A 23551-nucleotide genomic window follows, 5' to 3' on the forward strand; every position below is an offset into this window, starting at 1 on the left:
GACGCTGTGTCGAGGGTGAAACGACCGCGTTTCACCCTGCGTTCTTGCGGTCTGCCCAGGACACGCTGGCTCAGCGTACCGCGCTGACGCCATCCAGCGTCGAAAACGACGTGTCCTTTGCCGTCAGCAGGAAGTCCCGCATGTAGGGCGCATCCAGCATATCTGTACGAATCGCCGCATAGAGCGTGGCGAACAGTCCCTTTTCCCCCAGCCGTTTGGCTTTCACATAGCCCCTTGAGCTGTATTCGTGCAGCGCCCAGTGCGGCATCCCACAGACGCCGCGGCCGCTGGCCACAAGCTGCATCATCATCACCGTCAGCTCCGAGGTGCGGACCTGCGCCGGTTCGACATCCGCAGGTTCGAGGAAGCGCGTGAAAATATCCAGCCGGTCTCGCTCCACGGGGTACGTGATGAGTGTCTCGCTGGCCAGATCTTCCGGCACCACGTAGGGGCGCGCGGCCAGCGGGTGCTGATTGGCAACGGCAAGCATCGCTTCATAGGTAAACAGCGGCACATAGGTAATGCCTGCCAGGTCGAGCGGATCGGAAGTCACCACCAGATCAAGATCGCCTCGCGCCAGAGCGGGCAGCGGGGCGAATGCGAAGCCGGAGGCCAGGTCCAGTTCGACCTCAGGCCAGGCATCGCGGAACTGGTCGATGGTCGGCATCAACCACTGGAAACAGCTGTGGCATTCGATTGCCATGTGCAGACGTCCGGCTACGCCGCCCGCCAGGCGAGAAATATCGCGTTCCGCATGACGCAACTGCGGCAGCACCGAGTCGGCGAGTTGCAACAGACGCAACCCCGCGCTGGTGAAGCGAACCGGTTTAGTCTTGCGCACGAACAGCGGCATGCCCATGCGCTCTTCGAGTTCCTTGAACTGGTGCGACAACGCGGACTGGGTCAGATGCAGCCGGTCGGCGGCGTCCACCAGGCTGTCGGTCTCGCGAAGGGCGTGCAACGTTTTCAGATGGCGGATCTCAAGCACCCAGGCGCTCCATGAATGAATTTTGTGGTCGGGACGAATGTGATGAGTTTGTCTCATGTGAGCGTCGCTGTCGATATCGCCTCCAACCCGTGCGCCAGGGCTGTACAGGGTGACAGTACGCCCCGTTTGCCTACCACTCGGCTCCCTTCATCAAACTGTCATGCAACTGTGGCAGCGCGCATCTGAAAACTTCATCAGACTCGCGGCCTACTGGGGTTCTGCGGTTCGGTGTTTTCCATGCGGTTTTTCTTCTTTCTGGCTGCGCTGATGTGCAGCTTGCCGTCTTTTGCGGCCTCTCGATGCGATGTTGACGTTCCCACGCAAGTGGCGGAGCTTGACGACGTGCACCTGGCTTACCAGAGCATCGGTCAGGATTCCGACCCTGCGCTGCTGCTGGTGATGGGGCTGGGCGGGCAATTGATTCACTGGCCCGACGAGGTCGTCGTCGCGCTGTGTCAGCAGGGTTTCCGGGTGATTCGCTACGACAATCGCGACGTCGGACTGTCGACCTGGGTGCAGACACCTGGCAACGCGAACCTGACCTACGAAGTGCTGCGCTACAAAATCGGTTTGCCGGTGTCCGCGCCGTACTCGTTGACCGACATGGCGCAGGATGCGTTGGGCCTGATGGACGTTTTGCGCATTCAGCAATTCCACGTGCTGGGGGCGAGCATGGGCGGGATGATTGCGCAGCATCTGGCCGACATGGCGCCCAAGCGCGTGGAGAGTCTGACGCTGATCATGACCAGTTCAGGTGCGCCGGGACTGCCAATGGCGAGCCCGGCGCTGCTTCAGTTACTGGCCCGCCGTGGCGCGCCGGATCGGCAGAGCGCGCTGGAACAACAGGCTGATTTGCTGGCCGCGCTCGGCAGTCCTGAGGTCAAGGACGATCGACAGAAACTGCTCCAGCAAGCGGCGATTTCCTACGACCGTGCGTTTAATCCTGAGGGCGTGAAGCGGCAGATTCTGGCGATCCTCGCTGAACCCAGTCGAGTGGAGTTATTGAATCGTCTGCGGGTGCCAACGCTGGTGGTGCACGGGACGGCTGATCCACTGCTGCCCGTGATGCACGGCATTCATGTGGCCGCGCATATCCAGGGCAGTCAGCTGAAGCTGATTCCAGGCCTTGCCCATCGTTTTCAGGAGGCATTCAAGGCGCCGTTGCTCGCGGCCGTGTTGCCATACCTGCGTGAGCACCGCGAGGATGCGTCCCACGTGGCGCAACTTTGATGACAGCAGGCAGCGCACAGGTTTGTGTGTCAGCCTGATCGGCGTATCGTGGCGTTTTCCCTCATTTGCACGAGGCTGCCATGAGCACTCCGCTGAAGATCGACTTCATTTCCGACGTTTCCTGCCCTTGGTGCATCATCGGTCTACGCGCCCTGGACCATGCGCTGGAGCATCTGGGCGATGAAGTCCAGGCCACGATTCACTTTCAACCTTTCGAACTGAACCCGAACATGGGCCCGCAAGGGCAGGAAATCTTCGAGCACATCGCTGAAAAATATGGTTCCAGCCGCGAGCAGTATCAGGCCAATGCCGAAAACATTCGTCAGCGTGGTGCCGAGCTGGGCTTTGTCTTCATGCAGGGCGAGCGGAGGATCTACAACACCTTCGATGCTCACCGCCTGCTTCACTGGGCTGAGCTTGAAGGGCAGCAACAGGCCCTGAAAGAGGCCCTGTTTACCGCCTATTTCAGTCATCACGCCGATGTGTCGTCCCACAAGGTGCTTGCCGACATCGCACAGAAAGTCGGGCTGGATCGGATGCGTGCCGAAGCGGTGCTGGCGTCCGACGATTACGCGGTCCAGGTACGGGAGCTTGAACAACTCTGGGTTTCGCGAGGTGTCAGCTCGGTGCCCACCCTCGTCTTCAATGACCAGTACGCGGTGTCCGGCGGGCAGCCTGTCGACGTGTTCGTCAGCGCCATTCGTCAGATCGTCAGCGAACAATCGAGCGTGATCGACCCGGCGCAGTGATGAGCTACGCTGACGGACGCTCTGCCCAGTCACGCGTGTGTCCGCGGGCGTCATCTGTCACCTTCGCATTCTTTAAAAGGGGCAATGCGCGCTCGTAATGCGATGTAACGGATGTAACAAATCTTCGATTGCAAATAAAAAATCACTTGCTCCCATCAACCACTTTCGGATATCAATTTGTACATGATTAGACAGGTTCGATTCGACAAGAAAAAACGCGTGGTCGATGAGCTCGCCCGACGCATTGAAACCGGCCAGATGGGCTCCGGGGAGTTGCTGCCCGGCGAGAACATGCTCGCTCAGGAATTCAATGTCAGTCGCGGCACGCTGCGCGAGGCGCTGTCCGAACTCAAGCGGCGCAACTACATCGCGACCCAGACAGGCGTGGGATCGATTGTCACGTACGACGGTATTTCGCTCGATCAGCGCGCCGGCTGGGCGCAAGCTCTGGCCGATACCGGTGCCAGGGTGACGACCGAAATATTGCGACTGGTGGCTGTGCAGCGCCCGGACCTTGCGGGTCGTTTCGGAACGGCGGATTTCATCGCGCTGGATCGTCGTCGTACGGCGGCTGATGGCAGTGTGGTATCGCTGGAGCGCGTCCTGATTCCGGCCAGTGACGGCCTGGAGAATCTGCCGCGCGATGGCCTGATCGATGATTCGCTGACGGTGACCATGGCCGCCCATGGATTCGTCGGTGACCGGGGCGATCAGTGGATCGGAGCGGAGCCTTTGAGCAAGGACGATGCGACGTTAATGTTGCGCGAGCCCGGCTCGGTGTTTCTCAAGGCCACTCGAACCACCTTTGATCGTCGCGAACGTTTCATGGAGCACGTGGAGAGCCTTCTGGATCCCGTGCATTTTCGACTGCATCTGGCTTTTGGATCGTCCACATGACCGCACTGATCGACATTCGCGACCGAAGCCTGGCCGCTTTCTATGGCCTGGCCCTCGGCGACGCACTGGGTATGCCCACGCAGTCGCTGAGTCGCGAGCAGATCAAGCAACGTTTCAACCGTATCACCACGCTGACGGCAGCCGATGCCGACCAGCCGATTGCTCCGAACATGGCCGCAGGTTCGATCACCGATGACACCGAGCAAGCGGTGCTGGTGGGTGAGTTACTGGTCGAAGGGGGAGGGCGCATCGTCCCTTCGGACCTGGCACAGAGCCTGATCGAGTGGGAAGCCGTGATGCAGGCCAAGGGTTCGCAGGACCTGCTTGGCCCGTCGACAAAGCGTGCGATCGAAATGATTCTGGCAGGTCATAGCCCTGAAGAAGCTGGGCGTTTCGGCACGACAAATGGCGCGGCGATGCGCATTGCACCGATTGGCATCGCTTTCGACGTGGCTGAGGAAGCGGCTTTCGTTGAGTCGGTCAAACAGGCGTGCCAAGTCACCCATAATACCAATCTGGGTATCTCCAGCGCCGCCGCGGTCGCGGCCGTGGTGTCGGCAGGGATCAATGGCGCCAGTCTGAGCGACGCCTTGACTGTCGGCGCGCGCATCGCCGATCAGGCCGAGCGTTTCGGTTACTGGATCGCTGGCGCGCGTATCGGTCCGCGTATCCGCTGGGCCCAGACGCTCTGCGCCGATTGCAGCAACGAGGAGTTGCCCGATGTGATTTACGACGTCATTGGCACGTCGGTGGCGTCGCAGGAGTCGGTGATCGCAGCGTTCGCCATTGCGCATCAAGTGGCGAGCGCAAGGCTCGATGCGTTCGATGCGCTGTGTATGGCCGCGAGTCTGGGCGGCGACACCGACACCATCGCAGCGGTGCTCGGCGCCATGCTCGGCGCTTGCCAGGGCATGAATGCCTGGCCGCACGCCATGATCGAGCAGATCCGCACAGTGAACGATCTCGACCTCACAACGCTGGTCGAAAACCTGTTGATCCTGCGCGCGGCCTGAGCCGGCCGACGCCAGAGCACTGATATGAATAAGACACACGTCGTCGCTGATCACAGCGGCGATCCGGGGCCTCTTGCTGTCCAGAAAGCCCCATGCTGACACGGACGTCGTTTGCTTTGCGTACTGCCCACAACCAGAACAAATGGCAACAGGAGCATTTCCAATGACGTCATCCAACGCCAATCAGGGCGCAGGACAGCTTGAAACACGCGGTATCGAGCCCGTACCGGAAAACGAATGCAACGGTCATCCGCTGCAGCTCTTCTGGGTCTGGTTCGCCGCCAACATCAGCATTCTCGGCTTGCCGTTGGGTGCGACACTCGTGGCATTTCGTGGCTTATCGATCTGGCAGGCCATCATCGTGGCGATTCTGGGAGCTGCGGGCTCCTTCGCCGTGGTCGGGGTGATCTCCATCGCAGGCCGACGCGGCAGGGCGCCAAGCTTGACATTGTCCCGTGCCATTTTTGGGGTGCGTGGCAACATCGGTCCTACCATCGTTTCATTGATGTCCCGCCTGGGCTGGGAAACAGTCAACACCACGACGGCCGCTTTCGTACTGCTGTCGCTGTGCTCGATCCTCTTCGGCACGCCGGTCGAAGCGAAGAGCGCGCCGGGTCTTACGCTGGTGTTCATAGCCATCTTCGTGCTGATGACGCTGACCGTATCCGGTCTCGGCCACGCGACATTGCTGGTGATCCAGAAGTGGGCGACCTACATTTTCGGTGCGCTGAACATCATCGTCGGCGGCTTCCTGATTGCGCACATCGACTGGACGGCGGTGTTCAACGCGACACCGGCGCCCTTGAGCGCGATGATCATCGGCGTCGGCACCATGGCCGCCGGCACCGGTATCGGCTGGGCCAACGCTGGCGCCGACATGTCGCGTTATCAGCATCGCAGCGTGAGGGCTGCGGGGCTGGTTGCGTCTGCGGCGTTCGGTGCAGGCATTCCACTGGTGTTGCTGATCACCCTCGGCGGCCTGCTCTCGGTGGGCAACGATCATCTGGCCTCGGCCACCGACCCGATCATTGCAATTCGCGAGCTGCTGCCGACCTGGATGGCGGTGCCTTATCTGATCACTGCTTTCGGTGGTCTGCTGCTGTCGAACAACCTGTCCGTGTATTCGGCAGGCCTGACCACGCTGACGCTGGGCTTGAAGATCAAGCGCGTGCACGCAGTGATCGTCGACATCGTGGCCATCTTCGCCGGGTCGATTTACTTCATGCTGATCGCAGACAGTTTCTACGGCCCGTTCATCACCTTCATTTCGATGCTGGCAGTGCCGATCACGGCGTGGGTCGGGATCTTCGTCGTCGACCTCATTCATCGCCATTACTACTCGGCCAAAGACCTCATGGATGTCTCGCCGCGCAGCGCCTACTGGTATCGCGGCGGCGTGGAGTGGCGCGCGGTGGGCGCGTGGGCCTTGGCGATCGTGCTGGGTTTCAGCTTCACGACGGTCGCGACCACGCCGGAAAACGTGCTGTTCAAAGGCTTTCTGTCAGATTCCTGGTTCGGCCATAACGGTCTGGGCTGGATCGTGACATTCATAGTGGCGGGCGGTCTGTACGCGATTCTCGGCGGTTCGCGCGATCGCCGCGTCGTCAACGAAGAGGCTGCTCATGCCCGCTAGATTGCTGTACACCGGCCAGGTCGTGGTTGATCTGGTCATGGCGCTCGACACGCTGCCGCGCTCGGGGGGCGATGTGCTCGCCAGCTCCGCCAGATTCGAGACCGGTGGTGGCTTCAACGTCATGGCCGCTGCCTGTCGCAACGGCATGCAGACACGCTATCTCGGGCGTCACGGGAAGGGTCGCTTCGGTGACCTCGCCCGTCAGGCCATGACCGAGGAAGGCATCGAGTTCGCTGCGGCCAGTGCCGATGAGCAGGACACGGGCTTGTCGGTTGCACTGATCGAGCCTTCGGCCGAGCGTTCCTTTATCTCCTATGTCGGGGCAGAAGGTGGTTTGTCGGAAGACGACCTGCGTGATGTCTCGGTGCAGCCTGAGGACTACGTTTTCGTCAGCGGCTACAGCCTGTTGCACCCGAACAAGGTCCCCACGCTGCTCGACTGGTTGGGGACGCTGCCGCAGGGGACTGGCGTGGTGTTCGATCCGGGGCCGCTGGTGAATTCGCCAGATGGCGCCGAAATGCAGGCTGTTCTGCCGGTTATCTCGCTGTGGACCAGCAATTGCGAGGAAGCGTTGCGTTTCACTCGGTGCAACGCCATTGCCGATGCGCTGGAGACCTTGGCGCGGTGGCTGAATCAGGACGCGCTGATTGTGGTCCGCGACGGGCCGCAGGGTTGCTGGATTCGCCAGGCAAACCATACCCAGCACGTGCGCGGATTCCCGGTGAAGGCCATTGACACCAACGGCGCAGGCGACGCTCATGCCGGCGTGTTGCTGGCGGGGCTGGCGGCCGGACTGTCGGCGGAAGAAGCGGCACTGCGTGCCAACGCGGCGGCGGCGATTGCCGTTACGCGCTGGGGACCGGCGACAGCGCCGAAGACCGACGAGGTGGATGAGCTGATCGGGAACGCGCAACAGTAGGTTCGTGCGCTTGGCCGCCATCGCGGGCAAGCGCGCTCCTACAGGATTGACCTCAGCCCAATCCGTACTTTTTCACTTTGTCGAACAACGTGGTCTTGGCCATGCTCAGCTCCTGGCTGGCCTGACTCAGGTTCCCCCCGCTGCGTTGCAGCGCCTCACTGAGCAAGTTTTTTTCGAACGCTTCCACTGCCTCGGAAAACCCGAGGCTCTGGCTGCTCGCCGACAGCCCCGACTTCTTGAACGCCGGAAGTCCCAGCGCATAACGCTCGGCAACGTTGCGCAGTTCACGCACGTTGCCCGGCCAGTCGTGGCTCATCAGTGACGACAGAGTCTGCGCATCGAGCTGCGGCGGCTCCCGGTCGAAACGCAGCGACGACAACTGCAGGAAATGCTCGAACAGTTGCAGGATGTCCTCGCGGCGTTCGCGCAGCGGTGGCAGTTCCAGCGTCACGACGTTGAGGCGGTAGTACAGGTCGCTGCGAAACTGGCTGGCTTTGCTCAGTTCGTTCAGGTCCGATTTGGTGGCCGCGATGACCCGGCAATCCACCGCGACACTCTGGTTGGAGCCCAGCCGTTCCAGGGTGCGCTCCTGCAGCACGCGCAGCAGTTTGATCTGTAGATTGATCGGCATGCTTTCCACTTCATCGAGGAACAGCGTGCCGTTGTGAGCGTGCTCGATCTTGCCGATCCTGCGCTTGCCGGCGCCGGTGAACGCATTGGCTTCATGACCGAAGATTTCACTTTCAAACAGGTTTTCCGGCAATCCGCCGCAGTTCAGCGCGACGAACTGATTGCTGTGGCGCCGACTGAAATCGTGCAGGCAACGGGCGACCAACTCTTTGCCGGTGCCTGTCTCGCCTTCGATCAGCACGTTGGCCGAGGTGTCAGCGACATTGGCGATCAGGGCACGCAGGTTCTGCATGGCAGCAGAGCGGCCGATGATTCTGCCTTCCAGCGAATCGCGCTCGGCCAATTGGCGACGCAACGACCACACCTCGCGAGCCAGGCCACGCTGCTCCAGCGCGCGGCGGGCAACGTCCACCAGGCGTTCGGGCGAAAAGGGTTTTTCCATGAAGTCGTATGCGCCGTCGCGCATCGCCCCGACCGCCATCGAGACATCGCCATGACCGGTGATCAGCACCACCGGCAACGTGCGGTCGCGCGCTTTGAGACGTTTGAGCAGTTCAAGGCCGTCGATGCCGGGCAGGCGGATATCGCTGATGACAATGCCTGCAAAGTTATCGCCGACCAACGACAGCGCTTCCTCGGCGCTGCCCACCCCCTGACTATGAATGTCTTCCAGCGCCAGCGCCTGCTGACAGCCAAGCAACACGTGGGGGTCGTCCTCGACGATCAGAACGGTCAGTTCAGTGTTCATGTGTATGCTTCATCCGTATTCGTAGGCCGCGCTTGCCCGAGAATGCTGTTCATCACGTTTGAAAGTGGTGACTGACAGACTGCAATCGCGGGCAAGCGCGCTCCTACAGGAGAGTGGGCGGTCAGATGCATCATGGAGACGACATTCCAGTCGCCACCAAAGGCAAGACCAGTACGAACATCGTCCCGCCTTCTGCCGGGTCTTCGGCGTTGAGGCTGCCGCCTGCCGCGGCGGCGAGGCTTGCCGACAGGGTCAGACCCAGTCCCAGGCCTTGTTCGCCGGGTTTGGTGGTGAAAAATGGCTCGAACAAATGCTTGCGTGCCTCGGCGTCGATGCCATGACCGTTGTCGCGCACGCGTAACCGATAACGGCCCTCGAACACCTCGCCCTCCAGCCACAGCACCGGCAATGGCTGCGCCTGCATGGCGTCCAGCGCGTTGCCGATCAGGTTCACCAGAATCTGTTCCAGGCGGGTCTGGTCGATCGCCAGTTCCACGTCATCGAGTTGCTGACGCAGCTCCGGCGCGTGGCTTTCCAGCCGACCGGCCAACAGTTGCAGCGCTGCGTCGACCGCCTTGGTCAGTGACGCCTGGCCCTTGTCTTCGCCGCGACGGGCGAAGGCGCGCAGGCTGGCGGTGATGCGACCCATCCGGTCAACCAGATCGTTGATCGTGCGCAAATTGGTGCTCGCGGTCTCCAGCGCGCCGCGTTCGAGAAAGCGCACCGTATTTCCCGACAGCGTGCGTAATGCCGCAAGAGGCTGATTGAGTTCGTGAGCGATGCTGGTGGACATCTGGCCGATGGCGGCGAGTTTTCCGGCCTGTACCAGCTCGTCCTGAGCCTGACGCAACGTCTCCTCGGCCTGGCGACGTTCGCGGATCTGACCCTTCAACCGCTCGTTGCTCGCGCGCAGATCGGCGGTGCGTTCGGTAATCCGACGCTCGAGTTCGTTGTTGGCCTCTTCCAGTGCTTCCCGGGCCGCAAGGCGTGTGGAGATCACCTTGCGCCGCTCATTCCAGGCGATCAGCAGAAACATCGCCAAGGCGCAGGCCACCGCCACTAGCATGCCTTGATTGGCGGCTTCCCGGCGCAGGTCCTCGAGCGGGGTGAGCAGTGTCAGGTGCCAGGGGGTGTCGGCCAGATCGCGCGTCTGCGCCAGATAGCTGACCACCGTGTGTTCGTGGTCGACGCTGCTGTTGGCCGGGAAAGTCAGCTTTTCGACGCCATCGGCAATGGATTCGCGCTCCAGCGGCACCAGCTCGTTAAGCGGCCACCAGTAATATTGCAGGCTGCGCGCCAGACGCTCCTTGATGTCGGCCGTCAGCGGGCGAACGGATTTGAGCCGCCGCGCAGGATCGCTGGAAAGAATGATGATGCCGTTTTCGTCGCTGACGAAAGCCTCCAGGCGCGCCCGCTGCCAGCGCTCTTCCAGCGCTTCCAGGCGTACCTTGATCACGGCGACGCCGATGATCTTGCCTTTCTCTTCCAGCCCGTGGGCCAGGTAATAACCGGGCTCGCCGGTGGTGCTGCCGATGCCGTAGAAGCGCCCCGGCAGTCCGCGAATCGCGTCCTGATAATAAGCCCGGAACGACAGGTCTTCGCCCAGATAGCTGTCGGCGTCGCGCCAGTTACTGGTCGCCAGCACACGGCCCGTGGTGTCGAGCACGTAGATGGCGCGACTGCGGCTGCGGCGATTGAGGCCTTCGAGGTAGTCATTGACCTTGCTGCGCAACTCCGGCGAGGGGTCGTTGAGCAGATCGGAAACGTTGGATTCGAGCTCCAGCACGCTGGGCAGATAGTTGTACTTGTTGATTTCACTTTCGACGGTGCGCGCGTGCAGTTCGAGCTGACGTTCGCCATTTTCGCTCAGCGCCTTGATGCCGTTCTTTTCGCTGTACAGATAGGTGACGTAGCCCAGCGCGATCATCAGCAGAATGACCAGCGGCGGCAGAAACAGGTGGCGGATCAGGCGGGGTTTCACGGCAAGTGATGGCGGCGCGCTAAGAGGTGGATCGCATTTCATCACAGTCGTCCTGGACCGGCCAGCCGCCCGTGTCATTGATGATCGAGTACGGGCGGCGGGTGGTTTTTTGCCCTTGTGAGGCGTGAATCAATTAATGCTGCAGGATCTTGTTGAGGAACTGCTGGGCACGTTCGGAGCGTGCGTTGACGTCACCGAAGAACTCTTCCTTGGCGCAGTCCTCGACGATCTGGCCCTTGTCCATGAAAATCACCCGGTCGGCGACTTTGCGAGCGAAGCCCATCTCGTGGGTCACGCACATCATGGTCATGCCTTCATGGGCGAGTTGCACCATCACGTCGAGCACTTCGTTGACCATTTCCGGGTCCAGCGCGGAGGTCGGTTCGTCGAACAGCATGACCACCGGATCCATCGCCAGCGCGCGGGCGATCGCCACACGCTGCTGCTGACCACCGGACAACTGGCCTGGATGCTTGTGGGCATGGGCCGACAGGCCGACGCGCTCGAGCAATTGCAGGCCCTTTTTGGTGGCCTCTTCCTTGCTGCGGCCCAAGACCTTGATCTGCGCGATGGTCAGGTTTTCAGTGATGGTCAGGTGCGGAAACAGCTCGAAATGCTGGAACACCATGCCAACCCGCGAACGCAGTTTCGGCAGATTGGTTTTCGGGTCGGCGATGGACGTGCCGTCGACCACAATGTCGCCTTTCTGGAAGGGCTCAAGCGCATTGACGCATTTGATCAGGGTTGATTTGCCCGAGCCCGAGGGCCCGCAGACCACGATCACTTCGCCTTTCTTGACCTCGGTGCTGCAATCGGTCAGCACCTGGAAGTCCCCATACCACTTGTTGATATTTTTGATGGAAATCATACGGCTAACCTTTTCTGCATGAGCTTGACCAGACGCGATGCCGCGAAGCTGATCGTGAAATAGACAAGACCTGCGACGATCAGGAATTCATTGGAGCGACCGATGATGTCGCCGCTCGAACGCGCCGAGTTGAGGAAGTCGACCAGCCCCACCGTGTACACCAGCGAGGTGTCCTGAAACAGGATGATGCTTTGCTGCAGCAGCAGCGGGGTCATCTTGCGGAAGGCCTGCGGCAGGATGATCAGGCGCATCATCTGGCTGTAGGTCATGCCCAGCGCCTGAGCTGCGCCCATCTGGCCGCGAGAGATCGATTGCACACCGGCGCGCACGATTTCGCAGAAGTAGGCCGCCTCGAACATCATGAACGCCACGACGCAGGAGGTGAACGCGCCGACCGGCGTGTCTTGCCCGGTGATCCAGCGCAGCACGAAGGGCACCGCCAGGTAGAACCAGGTGATGACCAGCAGCAGCGGAATCGAACGGAAATAGTTGACGTAGGCACCGGCGATGCGCGACAGCAGTTTGTTCGACGACAGCCGCATCAGCGCCAGCAGCGTGCCGATCGCGATACCGCCAATCACACCCATGACCATCAGTTGCAGGGTCATGACCATGCCGTTCCACATGCCTGGAATGGCCGGAATTACTCCAGAGAAGTCCATTATTTACCTCCCACGGAGATCAGGCCGGGCACGGCGACTTTCTTCTCGACCAGGCGCATGAGCAGCATCAGGCTCATGTTCAGGGTGAAATAGATCAGCGTGGCCAGGGTGAACGCTTCGAACAGGTTCGCGGAGAACTCGGCGGTCTGTTTGGTCTGCGCCAGCAACTCCATCAGGCCGATCAGCGACGCCACGGACGAGTTTTTGAACACGTTCAGGAATTCGGAGGTGAGCGGCGGAATGATGATTCGGTAGGCCTGCGGCAGCAGCACGTTCCAGTAGATCTGCGGCAGTTTGAAGCCCATGGCGCGCGCGGCTGATTCCTGGCCGGGCGGCAGCGCCTGGATGCCCGTACGCACTTGTTCGCAAACCCGTGCGGCAGTGAACAGGCCCAGACAGACGACAACGCTCAGGAATGCCGAGGTGGTCGGGTTGAGGTCTTGCTTGTACCACTCTTGCAGGTTTTCGGGCAGCAGATCGGGCACCAGGAAGTACCAGATGAACAGTTGCACCAGCAGTGGCACATTACGGAATATTTCCACGTAGATCGTGGCGATGGAAGAAACGATGCGGTTAGGCACCGTACGCATGACCCCGAGCACCGAGCCCAGGATTAACGCGATGATCCAGGCGGCGACGGCAATGGCGATTGTCCAGCCCAGACCGGTGATGTACCAGTCCAGATAGGTCTCGCTGCCAACGCCAGTGGACTTGAAGAACACGCCCCAGTCCCAGTTGTAATTCATCAGGGTCTCCCCTCTGATCGATCGTTATGCACGCATGCGCTTTGCAGCGGCTCCCGGGAAAACACTGGGTCTTCCCGGGAATCAGGCTTTTACGTTCTTATGGTTTGCGGCGAAGGGCTCAGGCCTTCTTGTCTGGGGCCGGCTTGTCGTTCGGGTTGGCAATCAGCTTCTTGAGCTCTTCGCTCATCGGGAAGCTCAGGTTCAGGCCTTTTGGAGGAATCGGCTGGGTGAACCACTTGTCGTAGATCTTGTTGATCTCGCCCGATTTGTAGAGGCCGACAATCGCGTCGTCGACGGCTTTCTTGAACGCAGGATCATCCTTGCGAACCATGCAGCCGTAGATTTCATAGGATTGCGGCGTGCCGGTCACGTGCCAGTCGGTCGGCTTTTTGGCCTTGGCCATTTCGCCCGCCAACAGTGCGTCGTCCATCATAAAGGCAACGGCACGACCCGATTCCAGCATCTGGAAGGACTCGCCGTGGTCTTTGGCGGAGATGACGTTCATGCCCATCTGCTTGTCAGCGTTCATCGATTTGATGATGCGCTCGGACGTGGTGCCAGCGGTGGTCACGACGTTCTTGCCCTTGAGGTCATCGAAGTCGTTGTACGGCGAGCCGACTTTGGTCAGCAGCCTGGTACCGATTTCGAAGATGCCGACCGAGAAGTCGACTTGCTGCGCGCGCTCGGCGTTGTTGGTGGTCGAACCACATTCAACGTCGACGGTGCCGTTCTGCACCAGCGGAATACGGGTCTGAGAAGTGACCAGGTTGTACTTGACGTTCAGATCAGGCTTGTTCAGGTCTTTTTTGATCGCTTCGACGATTGCCTGCTGAATGTCGTGGGAGTAACCGACTGGCTTGCCGGAAGCGTCAGCGATATACGAGAAAGGAATCGAAGAGTCGCGGTGACCGAGGGTGATGGTGCCTGAATCGCTGATTTTCTTCAGGGTTCCGGTCAGCTCGGCAGCGGACACTGGGGTGCTGATCAAAACGGCGGCAGCGATGGCTGCGCCCAGGAGGTGGGGAACGATACGCATCTGTTTATCCTCGACATTGTTTTTTTTATGGGTCCGGTGTTGGGTCGGCCCTATCGTTTCAGAACGCTACAACGGCGGCCCAACCAGGCGGCACGCTACATCGGAGCAATCGTGAAAGAGTGTAGAGCATGAGTCATGCCAGGCGCGTGACAGTGGCTAAGAGGCTGAAAAATAACGGGATTTAATTTTTTTCTGCAGCGAGGAGGGGATGGGGCGTACGGAATGCCGAATAGGCGGGGAAGGGGTGTTCGGAAATCCGAATGGGATGCAAGCGACGTCGTTTAATCACTGTGGGAGTGAGCTTGCTCACGAGGGGCCATTACTGATCACACTTACGTTGCGTCTGACAGGCATTCTTCGTGAGCAAGCTCGCTCTACAATGTTTGGTATTGATTTATGCCGCCTCGATGGCACCTTTATTCCGTGCCACTTTATCTAGGTAAGTCTGGACGTTCTGCTGTTCTTCAGGCGTGGTGAACAGGCCCAGCTTGGTACGGCGCCACAGAATGTCTTCGGCTTTGGCCGCCCACTCTTCGCTGCACAGATAATCAACCTCACGACTGTACAGACCTCCGCCAAGGTGCTCGCCCAGGTCTGTCAGATCCCGCGCGCCTTCGACGATGCGCCAGCTGCGCGAACCGTAGGTAATCGCCCAGCGGCTGGCGATGTCGGCCGGCAGCCAGCTGAAACGCTGCTTGAGCTCGGCGGCCAGTGCCGCTGGCGTGCTCATGCTTTCGCCACCCGGCAGGCTGGATTTGGCGGTCCAGCTCGGCTTCATCTGCGGGAAGAACGGCGCCAGTTGCTGCATTGCCGATTCGGCCAGCTTGCGATAGGTCGTCAGCTTGCCGCCGAAGACCGAGAGAATCGGCGCCTCTTCAGCGCTTCCCGACAGAGAAAGCGTGTAATCGCGCGTGATCGCTGACGGATTGTCCGACTCGTCGTTGCAAAGCGGTCGCACACCCGAATAAGTGCGGATGATGTCATCGCGGCTAAGCTGCTTTTTAAAGTGCTCGTTGACGATTTTCAGCAGGTAATCGGTTTCGCCTTCAGTGATCGCCACCTTGGCCGGATCGCCGGTGTACTCGCGATCGGTCGTGCCGATGATGGTGAAGCGCTCCAGATAAGGAATCGCGAATACGATGCGCTGGTCTTCGTTCTGCAGAATGAATGCATTCTCGCCTTCATAGAGTTTCGGCACGATCAGGTGGCTGCCCTGAATCAAACGGATGCCGTATTGAGACTCGAGCTTCAAGTCTTCACGAATGAACTTGGCCACCCACGGACCCGCCGCATTCACCAGCGCTTTGGCACGAATGGAGAACAGGCTGCCATCCACGCGTTCCATGTTCAGGTGCCACAGGCCGCCGCTGCGTCGGGCGCTCAGGCAGCGGGTCTGGGTATGGATATGAGCGCCTTTTTCACGAGCGGCCATGGCGTTGAGTACGACCAGACGCGCGTCGTCGACCCAGCAATCCGAGTATTCGAAGCCGCGAGTGATGGTGCTGTTCAGCGGACTGTCAGCACCAAAGCGCAGGTTCTTCGACGCAGGAAGCTTTTCGCGTTTGCCCAGGTGGTCATAAAGGAACAGGCCGGCGCGAATCATCCATGCCGGACGCAAATGCGGGCGGTGGGGCAGCACGAATCGCATGGGTTTGACGATATGTGGAGCCTTTTCCAGGAGCACCTCGCGTTCGGCCAGTGCTTCGCGCACCAGGCGGAACTCGTAATGCTCCAGATAACGCAGACCGCCATGGATCAGTTTGCTGCTGGCGGATGACGTATGGCTGGCCAAGTCGTCCTTTTCGCACAGGAAAACAGAAAGGCCACGCCCCGATGCGTCCGCCGCAATGCCGACACCGTTGATACCACCGCCGATAACGGCGATGTCATAGACTTCTGAAAGGGGTGGGGTGGGCAAAGTGGCGCTGGCCATCGGGGCCTCCTGTGTGGATTCGGTGACGCCTGTCGTCAAAGGCGCTCGTTTGAAAGGCGAATTCGAACATTTATGTTCATTTCCGAAAATAGTAGCGCAATAACGAGCAACGAACCACTCAGTATTGATTGAAAATACTGATTGGAGAGGCAGGAAAAGAACAATATCGAACATTGGAGCGTTGCTCCGATGGAGCATGGACGCGACACGCGACACGCGACTTGCGATTGATTGAGGAGGGAGGTCAAAGAGCGCGGCAGCGCGCAGCCATCCTGCGTCTCAGGGCAGACGCAGGCGGGGCAGGAGGAGGCTAAACCACTTCCAGCCGGATCTTGTTCTGCGTCAGCAGCTGGGCCAGCGCCGGCACCGGCGCCTGATCGGTTACCAGGCAGTCGATCAACGTGATGGGGCCGAGCCGAACCATGGCGTTGCGGCCGAACTTGCTGGAGTCGGCGGCCAGAATGACCTGCCGGGCATTGGCGATGATTGCTTGGGAAACCCGCACTTCCTGGTAGTCGAAGTCCAGCAGGCTGCCGTCTTCGTCGATGCCGCTGATCCCTACCAAGGCGAAATCGACCTTGAACTGCGTGATGAAGTCGACGCTGGCCTGACCCACCACCCCGCCGTCGCGGCGCACATTGCCGCCCGCCAGCAGGACCTCGAAATCATCCTTGCCGCTGAGAATCGACGCAACATGCAGGTTGTTGGTGATGATTTTCAGGTGGTTGTGATTCAGCAGCGCGCGAGCGATGGATTCAGTGGTGGTGCCGATGTTGATGAACAGCGAGGCGTGGTCGGGAATCTGGGCCGCGATGGCTTCGGCGATGCGTTGTTTTTCATCGCGCATCTGGTCGGCGCGCATCGCGTAAGCCGTGTTTTCGATGCTGGAGTCGTAAGCGGCACCACCGTGGTAGCGGCGCAGCAGGTTCATTTCTGCCAGCTGATTGATGTCGCGGCGGATGGTTTGCGGGGTCACGACGAACAATTGCGCCATTTCCTCGATGCTGACATAGCCGCGCTCACGGACCAGCTCGAGGATCTGCTGTTGACGGGGTGGCAGATTCATTTTTTTTCCTTCGGGCAAGGGCGCCCATGATGCCGCAGGCAGCCATTACCTGTCAGCCGGAAAAATCTGCACGTCAGTTCAACCTGTGGGAGCGAGCTCCCTCAGGTCAAACACGGCGTATGTGCTCATTCCGCCTCTTCGTGAGGCTCCCAGTCGCGCGTGCGTTCAACGGCCTTGCGCCAGCCCGCATAGAGTTTTTCCTTCTCGGCTTCGTCGCACTGCGGCTCGAACTTGCGCTCGATCACGGCCTTGTCCTTCAGCTCATCCAGCCCGCTCCAGAAGCCGATCGCCAGCCCTGCAAGATAAGCGGCACCCAGCGCGGTGGTCTCACGCATTTTCGGGCGCTCCACCTGAGTTCCGAGGATGTCCGCCTGGAACTGCATCAGGAAGTTGTTCGCCACCGCGCCGCCGTCGACGCGCAGCGCCTTGAGCGGTTCACCGGCGTCTTGCTGCATGGCATCCAGCACATCGCGGGTCTGATACGCGATGGACTCCAGTGCTGCGCGAATGATGTGATCGACTTTCACGCCGCGCGTCAGGCCGAACAGCGCTCCGCGTGCGTAGGGATCCCAGTATGGCGCGCCCAGCCCGGTGAACGCCGGAACCAGATACACCCCGTTGCTGTTCTTCACCTTGGTGGCGAAATATTCGGTGTCCATCGAGTCGTTGACGATCTTCAACTCGTCGCGCAGCCATTGCACCGTCGACCCGCCGTTGAATACCGCGCCCTCCAGCGCATAAGCCACTTCGCCGCGCGGTCCGCAGCCGATGGTGGTGAGCAGGCCGTGGTTCGACTTGACGGCTTTCTTGCCGGTGTTCATCAACAGGAAGCAACCGGTGCCGTAGGTGTTCTTGGCCTGACCGGGCTCTACGCACATCTGACCGAACAGCGCCGATTGCTGGTCGCCTGCGATACCGGCGATGGCAATCCCGCTTTTGCTGTGACCGTACACTTCAGATGAGGACTTGACCTCGGGGAGCATCTCCCTCGGCACGTCGAGCACTTCCAGCATCCGCTGATCCCATTCCAGGGTGTGGATGTTGAACATCATCGTGCGTGAGGCGTTGGTGTAGTCGGTGACATGCACCTTGCCGCCGGTGAATTTCCAGATCAGCCAGCTATCGACGGTGCCGAACAGCAGCTCGCCTCGGCGCGCGCGTTCCCGGCTGCCTTCGACGTGGTCGAGAATCCATTTCAGCTTGCTGCCGGAAAAGTACGGATCGATGACCAGGCCGGTGGTCTGCTTGATGTAGTCCTCAAGACCGTCGCGCTTGAGCTGCTGGCAGATTTCCGTGCTGCGTCGGCATTGCCAGACGACCGCGTTATAGATCGGACGCCCGCTGTCCTTCTCCCAGACCACCGTGGTTTCCCGCTGGTTGGTGATGCCGATGGCAGCAATCTGATTGTGATGCAGATTGGCCTGCGCCAGCACTTTGGTCATGCAGGCGGTCTGGGTGGCGAAGATTTCCATCGGGTCGTGCTCGACCCAGCCAGGCTGCGGATAATGCTGAACGAACTCGCTCTGTGCAGTGCTGACCACATTGGCGTCACGATCAAAAATGATGGCGCGAGAGCTGGTCGTACCTTGGTCGAGAGCGATGATGTAATTCTTGTTTTCGGTGTCGGTCATGTCGATTGCCTGGTGATAACGCGGGTGTCCGGAAGACTGGCCATCAGTTTACGTGCGAAAACGCACCGATTGCGCGGTGCTCTTCACGAAGGACGACTGAATATTCGTATTCGAAAAAATATAGACGTAAACGAACAATGTCAAAGGTCGAAAGTGAACGGCTGCAAGGCCTGGACGACAGGGTCGATTTTATCCGCGCCAGCGCGCCGAACAGAGGCGTTTTGATAGCAAATGGCATAAAGTGAAAGGAGAAAGCAAGAGACAATCTGGTCCTCTGGAGCGCTGCATGACCCCCGCACTGGATTTACTGAAAAAAGCCCGCGCCGAGCATCGGGTGCACAGTTACGAGCACGACCCCAAAGCGGCTTCGTACGGGCTGGAAGCGGCAGAAAAGCTCGATCTGCAGCCCGCTCAGGTCTTCAAGACATTGCTGGCCAGCACTGAAAAAGGCGAATTGTTGGTGGCGGTCGTGCCGGTTGCAGGCTCGCTCGATCTGAAAGCCCTGGCTCACGCCGCTGGCGCAAAAAAGGCCGAGATGGCCGACCCCGGCGCAGCACAGCGAGCGACCGGCTATTTGCTCGGTGGCATCAGCCCGCTGGGGCAAAAGAAAAGACTGCGAACTTTCATTGACGAGACCGCTCAACCTTTTGCCACCATCTACGTCAGCGCGGGCCGACGGGGACTTGAGGTCGAGCTTTCCGCAGCAGTGCTGGCGCAGCACACCAACGCGACTTATGCGCAGATTGGCCGCGAATGATTCCTCTGCATCGTCAGAAATATTCCGATTATTCGCACAGCGACCGTTTTGCGGCGACCGAGGCAGGACGCCGCCCTACAACAATGATTGGGGATGCCTTCCATGCAGCTTGAATTTCATCAGGTCGATGCGTTCAGTGATCGGCCGTTCGCGGGCAACCCGGCCATGGTTTACCGGCTCGATGCATGGCTGACCGATGAGCTGATGCAGCGCATTGCCGCTGAGCACAACCTTTCTGAAACGGCGTTTGTCGTGCGCGAAGCACAGGGCTGGCACATTCGCTGGTTCACCCCGACCCATGAAGTCCCGCTCTGCGGCCACGCCACGTTGGCCAGTGCGTTTGTGCTGCTTGAGAAATACGGCGAAGCGTCCGAGACCATCGAGTTCGTCAGCAAATCGGGCCCATTGAGTGTGACGCGCGAGAACGGCCGGTTGCTGCTGGATTTCCCCGCCATGCCGCCGAGCGAAGTGGGGGTGACAGTCGATATCGAACGCGCCCTGAATGCAGAAGTGGTCGACGTGCTGGGCTCGGCGGAGCTGCTGGTGGTGCTGGAGTCGGAAGAGGCGGTTCGCGCTTGCAAACCGGACCTCGCCGCGATCGCCCGACTGCCTTGGCCGGGCGTGATCATCACGGCAAAAGGTGATGGCGAGCGCTACGATTTCGTGTCCCGCTATTTCGCGCCTGCCATCGGTATTCCTGAAGACCCGGTCACCGGCTCGACCCATTGCTGCCTGATTCCCTACTGGTCGTCACGCCTGAACAAATTCAGCCTGACCGCACACCAGAGTTCAGCCCGTGGTGGAGAGTTGTTTTGCAGGCTTGAAGGCGACCGCGTCAAGATCGGCGGCTACGCGACACTGGTCGCCAGTGGGACATTGACGGTTGGGTGATCAACCGTTCGGCTAGACACTCACCTGTGGCAGCGAGCTTGCTCGCGAAGGCTAACTGTCACGCGATACCTCTGCGGCGGACATATCGGCCCCATCGCGAGCAAGCTCACTCCCACACGATTTCTGTGGCGTCGTCTGGTATTGGGTCAAGCACAAAACCTGTGGGAGCGAGCTTGCTCGCGAAGGCTTGATGCACTGCCCGTAGGAGCGTGGCTTGTCCCGCGATCGGCGACGAAGTCGTCGTAAAGCCCGGCCATGCGGTCTGCCTGACATACCCCGTCCGATTCTGCTGCCGCTGCGCGCCAGATCGCGGGACAAGCCGCGCTCCTACAAGGGATTTGTGGGGTTGCCAGGTTCGTGTCGAGCACAAAACCTGTGGGAGCGAGCTTGCTCGCGAAGGCGTGATGCACTACCCGTAGGAGCGTGGCTTGTCCCGCGATCGGCGACGAAGTCGTCGTAGAGCCCGGCCATGCAGTCTGCCTGACATACCCCGTCATCCGATTCAGCTGCCGCTGCGCGCCAGATCGCGGGCAAGCGCACTCCTGCAAGGGATTTGTGGGGTTGCCAGGTGTGTGTCGAGCACAAAACTCGAAGGCTGATGGTCACGCGATATCTCTCCGGCGAACATATCGGCCTCATCGTGAGCAAGCTCACTCCCACAGGGATCTCCGGGCATTCCCGATTCTCCTCCCAGACACGAATCCTGTAGGAGCGCGCTTGCCCGCGAAGACTGAATTCCAGACGCTACATCTGTACGGCATGCATCGGCCTTTTCCTGGCTGAAGCCGGTCCTGCAGACGTTGCGAATTTTGTGTAGGACCGGCTTCAGCCGGGAAGGCGTCAGGTATTACGCCGTTGATCGAAGGGGCGTTGAGGACAGTTGGCTCACCCCCACACGATTCCAGCGTCTGCCGGTATCAGGTCAGGCACAAAACCCTGTGCTTGAAGCCTGTTTGTCAGACCGTCGCTTCTTGATGCACTGGCACGCTGCCCGCGGCGCGGAACAGGACCAGGTGTTCCGCGCAGACGCTGATGCCGACTTCGTCCCCTGCGCGCAGGTCGGCATGGCTCGGAAACAGCGCCTCCAGCTGAGTGCCGGTGGGCAATTGCAGGCGATACAGCGTCGACGCGCCCTGAAATGTTTTGCTCGCCACCTTCGCCTTCAATGCGCTGTCCGGTGTGTACACGATGTCGTCGGGTCGCAGAAGGACGTCCATCGCCGTTCCACTGATGCCGGGATAGGCGCGATTGCCGCGCAGAATGCCGAGTTCGGTCTGCACGGATTCCGCGTCAATCATCTGCCCACGGATGAAATACCCCTGTCCGACAAAGCTCGCGACATAAGGCGTAGCCGGTTCGTGATAGAGGTTGTAAGGCGTATCCCACTGTTCCAGCCGGCCTTCCTTGAACACGCCGACATGATCGCTGACCGCGAACGCCTCTTCCTGATCGTGGGTCACCAGAATCGCGCTGGTGCCGCGCGCTTTGAGGATGTCGCGCACTTCATGGCTCAAGCGGCGACGCAACTCGCCGTCGAGGTTGGAAAACGGCTCGTCCAGCAGCAGCAACTGCGGTTCCGGCGCGAGGGCCCGGGCCAGCGCAACGCGTTGCTGCTGACCGCCGGACAGTTCGTGGGGATGGCGCTTGCCCAACGCGCCGAGATTGACCAGATCCAGCATTTCCTGAACGACCTGCGTCAAACGCGGGTGATTGCGGATGCCGAATGCAATGTTATCGGCGACGGTGAGGTGCGGGAACAGTGCGTAGTCCTGAAACACCATGCCGATTCGACGCTTCTCCGGCGCCAGGGTGAATCCGGCTTTGGAGATGACTTCGCCCGCCAGCACGATCTCGCCTTCGTGCACCGGTTCGAAGCCGGCAATGGCGCGAAGTGTCGTGGTTTTACCGCAGCCTGAAGAGCCCAGCAGGCAACCGATGTCGCCCGGATTGAGGTGCAGGTTGAGATTCTGCACCACCAGATGGTCCTGATAGCCGCAGGCGAGGTCGCGCAGTTTCAGCAGCATGGCATCACTCACTCAGGCGTGTAGGCCGGCGCGACAAGGAATTCCAGCAGCGCTTTCTGGGCATGCAGGCGGTTTTCGGCCTGATCCCACGCGACGGAGCGGACGTCATCGAGCAAGTCTTCGCTGATTTCCTCGCCCCGATGCGCTGGCAGGCAGTGCATGAACACGACGTCTTCGGCTGCCAGGTCCAGCAGCGCGCGGGTGACCTGGAACGGTTTGAACAAGGCGATGCGCTTGGCGGTTTCCTCTTCCTGGCCCATGGAGGTCCAGACGTCAGTGCTGACCAGATGCGCACCCTTGACCGCTTCACGCGGGTCGCGGGTCAACGTCACGCGATCGCCCGCCAGCGCCATGAATTGCGGGTTGGGCTCATAACCCTCGGGGCAGGCGACGCGCAGCTGGAAGTCGAACTGGATGGCCGCTTCTATATAGCTGTTGCACATGTTGTTGCCGTCGCCGATCCAGGCCACGGTCTTGCCCTTGATCGAGCCACGATGCTCAAGGTAGGTCTGCATGTCCGCCAATAACTGGCAGGGATGCAGATCGTCGGACAGACCGTTGATGACGGGCACCCGCGAATGAGCGGCGAATTCGGTGAGGTTGCTATGGGCGAAGGTGCGGATCATCACCGCGTCGACCATCCGCGACATGACGCGTGCGCCGTCGGCAATCGGCTCGCCACGACCCAACTGAGTGTCCCGAGGAGAGAGAAAAATGGCCTGGCCGCCGAGTTGAATCATCCCGGCTTCGAACGAAACCCGGGTACGAGTCGAAGATTTCTCGAAGATCATCGCCAGGATCCGGCCCTTGAGCGGCTCGAACAGAACCCCTCGATTTCGCAGGTCCTTCAGCTCAATGCCGCGACGAATCACGCCGACCAGCTCATCGGGCGTGTAATCCATCATCGAGAGAAAGTGCCTTGCGCTCATCATTAACTACCTTGTCTGCAACAGACCGCAGATCCTCTAAGCCGGGTTTTATCGGGAAAACGGGCGAGACCTGCGGCAAAAGCCGCACGGGGCGACGAATAGGGAAGGCGCGAGGGTATAAGAAAATGTCGCCTGATGCCAAGGCCTGACATGTTTCAAAGCCGCAGTCAGACGTTCGGTCGCTTAAAATTGGCGGTTTCAGAACACATCCGCCTCAAGC

At 60.2% G+C, this 23551-nt stretch carries 20 protein-coding genes; 8 read left to right on the forward strand and 12 right to left on the reverse strand.

The window, feature by feature from the left end; all coding sequences use genetic code 11:
• Nucleotides 1–70: 70 nt before the first annotated feature.
• Entirely contained in the window at nucleotides 71–988 is a 918-nt protein-coding gene (gene metR / locus AAGQ88_RS05775) for a transcriptional regulator MetR (protein ID WP_093461292.1), read from the reverse strand.
• Nucleotides 989–1225: 237 nt separating this feature from the next.
• Here metR and AAGQ88_RS05780 point away from each other — a divergent pair, with 237 nt between their 5' ends.
• The 6 genes from AAGQ88_RS05780 to AAGQ88_RS05805 all read left to right on the forward strand — a co-directional run bounded on the left by AAGQ88_RS05780 (nucleotide 1226) and on the right by AAGQ88_RS05805 (nucleotide 7429).
• A complete protein-coding gene (locus AAGQ88_RS05780) occupies nucleotides 1226–2218 on the forward strand; it encodes an alpha/beta hydrolase (RefSeq protein WP_342654683.1) in 993 nt (330 codons plus the stop codon).
• 80 nt (nucleotides 2219–2298) lie between these two features.
• Nucleotides 2299–2967: a DsbA family oxidoreductase gene (locus AAGQ88_RS05785; protein ID WP_342654684.1), complete on the forward strand. Its 669-nt coding sequence runs from the start codon at nucleotides 2299–2301 to the stop codon at nucleotides 2965–2967.
• A 183-nt stretch (nucleotides 2968–3150) separates the two neighbouring features.
• Complete coding sequence (locus AAGQ88_RS05790) at nucleotides 3151–3864, forward strand: GntR family transcriptional regulator (protein WP_342654685.1); 714 nt, start codon at nucleotides 3151–3153, stop codon at nucleotides 3862–3864.
• Nucleotides 3861–4877: an ADP-ribosylglycohydrolase family protein gene (locus tag AAGQ88_RS05795; protein WP_342654686.1), complete on the forward strand. Its 1017-nt coding sequence runs from the start codon at nucleotides 3861–3863 to the stop codon at nucleotides 4875–4877. Before AAGQ88_RS05790 ends, AAGQ88_RS05795 begins: the two co-directional genes overlap by 4 nt.
• Nucleotides 4878–5040: 163 nt before the next feature.
• Complete coding sequence (locus AAGQ88_RS05800) at nucleotides 5041–6510, forward strand: cytosine permease (protein ID WP_285423254.1); 1470 nt, start codon at nucleotides 5041–5043, stop codon at nucleotides 6508–6510.
• Nucleotides 6500–7429 carry a PfkB family carbohydrate kinase gene (locus AAGQ88_RS05805; protein ID WP_342654687.1) on the forward strand — a complete coding sequence of 310 codons (930 nt, stop codon included), beginning with the start codon at nucleotides 6500–6502 and terminating at the stop codon, nucleotides 7427–7429. Before AAGQ88_RS05800 ends, AAGQ88_RS05805 begins: the two co-directional genes overlap by 11 nt.
• Before the next feature lie 52 nt (nucleotides 7430–7481).
• Here AAGQ88_RS05805 and AAGQ88_RS05810 read toward each other — a convergent pair whose 3' ends face one another.
• The 9 genes from AAGQ88_RS05810 to glpK all read right to left on the reverse strand — a co-directional run bounded on the left by AAGQ88_RS05810 (nucleotide 7482) and on the right by glpK (nucleotide 18730).
• Nucleotides 7482–8759 carry a sigma-54 dependent transcriptional regulator gene (locus AAGQ88_RS05810; protein WP_342655747.1) on the reverse strand — a complete coding sequence of 426 codons (1278 nt, stop codon included), beginning with the start codon at nucleotides 8757–8759 and terminating at the stop codon, nucleotides 7482–7484.
• 178 nt (nucleotides 8760–8937) lie between these two features.
• Nucleotides 8938–10830, reverse strand: a complete 1893-nt coding sequence (locus AAGQ88_RS05815) for an ATP-binding protein (protein WP_342654688.1) — start codon at nucleotides 10828–10830, stop codon at nucleotides 8938–8940.
• 91 nt (nucleotides 10831–10921) lie between these two features.
• Nucleotides 10922–11656 (reverse strand): amino acid ABC transporter ATP-binding protein, encoded by a 735-nt coding sequence (locus tag AAGQ88_RS05820; protein ID WP_093461263.1) that lies wholly within the window; start codon nucleotides 11654–11656, stop codon nucleotides 10922–10924.
• Nucleotides 11653–12321 carry an ABC transporter permease subunit gene (locus AAGQ88_RS05825; protein ID WP_177182116.1) on the reverse strand — a complete coding sequence of 223 codons (669 nt, stop codon included), beginning with the start codon at nucleotides 12319–12321 and terminating at the stop codon, nucleotides 11653–11655. The genes AAGQ88_RS05820 and AAGQ88_RS05825 overlap by 4 nt, the downstream gene beginning before the upstream one ends.
• A complete protein-coding gene (locus AAGQ88_RS05830; RefSeq protein ID WP_093461256.1) occupies nucleotides 12318–13064 on the reverse strand; it encodes an amino acid ABC transporter permease in 747 nt (248 codons plus the stop codon). Before AAGQ88_RS05830 ends, AAGQ88_RS05825 begins: the two co-directional genes overlap by 4 nt.
• 118 nt (nucleotides 13065–13182) lie before the next feature.
• Nucleotides 13183–14100 (reverse strand): glutamate/aspartate ABC transporter substrate-binding protein, encoded by a 918-nt coding sequence (locus tag AAGQ88_RS05835; protein WP_285423258.1) that lies wholly within the window; start codon nucleotides 14098–14100, stop codon nucleotides 13183–13185.
• Nucleotides 14101–14494: 394 nt separating this feature from the next.
• Nucleotides 14495–16033 carry a glycerol-3-phosphate dehydrogenase gene (gene glpD, locus AAGQ88_RS05840; RefSeq protein ID WP_342654689.1) on the reverse strand — a complete coding sequence of 513 codons (1539 nt, stop codon included), beginning with the start codon at nucleotides 16031–16033 and terminating at the stop codon, nucleotides 14495–14497.
• A 310-nt stretch (nucleotides 16034–16343) separates the two neighbouring features.
• The gene (locus AAGQ88_RS05845) at nucleotides 16344–17099 is read right to left on the reverse strand and encodes a DeoR/GlpR family transcriptional regulator (RefSeq protein ID WP_037012305.1); all 756 of its coding nucleotides are present in this window, start codon (nucleotides 17097–17099) and stop codon (nucleotides 16344–16346) included.
• Nucleotides 17100–17224: 125 nt separating this feature from the next.
• Nucleotides 17225–18730, reverse strand: coding sequence for a glycerol kinase GlpK (gene glpK, locus AAGQ88_RS05850; protein ID WP_285423260.1), 1506 nt, complete (start codon nucleotides 18728–18730; stop codon nucleotides 17225–17227).
• Between the two features lie 286 nt (nucleotides 18731–19016).
• Here glpK and ybaK point away from each other — a divergent pair, with 286 nt between their 5' ends.
• The gene (gene ybaK / locus AAGQ88_RS05855; RefSeq protein WP_342654690.1) at nucleotides 19017–19487 is read left to right on the forward strand and encodes a Cys-tRNA(Pro) deacylase; all 471 of its coding nucleotides are present in this window, start codon (nucleotides 19017–19019) and stop codon (nucleotides 19485–19487) included.
• 102 nt (nucleotides 19488–19589) lie between these two features.
• A complete protein-coding gene (locus AAGQ88_RS05860; RefSeq protein WP_342654691.1) occupies nucleotides 19590–20378 on the forward strand; it encodes a PhzF family phenazine biosynthesis protein in 789 nt (262 codons plus the stop codon).
• A 956-nt stretch (nucleotides 20379–21334) separates the two neighbouring features.
• Here AAGQ88_RS05860 and AAGQ88_RS05865 read toward each other — a convergent pair.
• Together AAGQ88_RS05865 and argF are read right to left on the reverse strand one after the other, a co-directional pair.
• Nucleotides 21335–22414, reverse strand: a complete 1080-nt coding sequence (locus AAGQ88_RS05865) for an ABC transporter ATP-binding protein (protein ID WP_342654692.1) — start codon at nucleotides 22412–22414, stop codon at nucleotides 21335–21337.
• Nucleotides 22411–23331: an ornithine carbamoyltransferase gene (gene argF, locus AAGQ88_RS05870; protein ID WP_342655748.1), complete on the reverse strand. Its 921-nt coding sequence runs from the start codon at nucleotides 23329–23331 to the stop codon at nucleotides 22411–22413. Before argF ends, AAGQ88_RS05865 begins: the two co-directional genes overlap by 4 nt.
• Between the last annotated feature and the right edge of the window lie 220 nt (nucleotides 23332–23551).

The organism is Pseudomonas sp. F3-2 (genome assembly GCF_038804275.1).
Taxonomy (GTDB): Bacteria; Pseudomonadota; Gammaproteobacteria; order Pseudomonadales; family Pseudomonadaceae; genus Aquipseudomonas.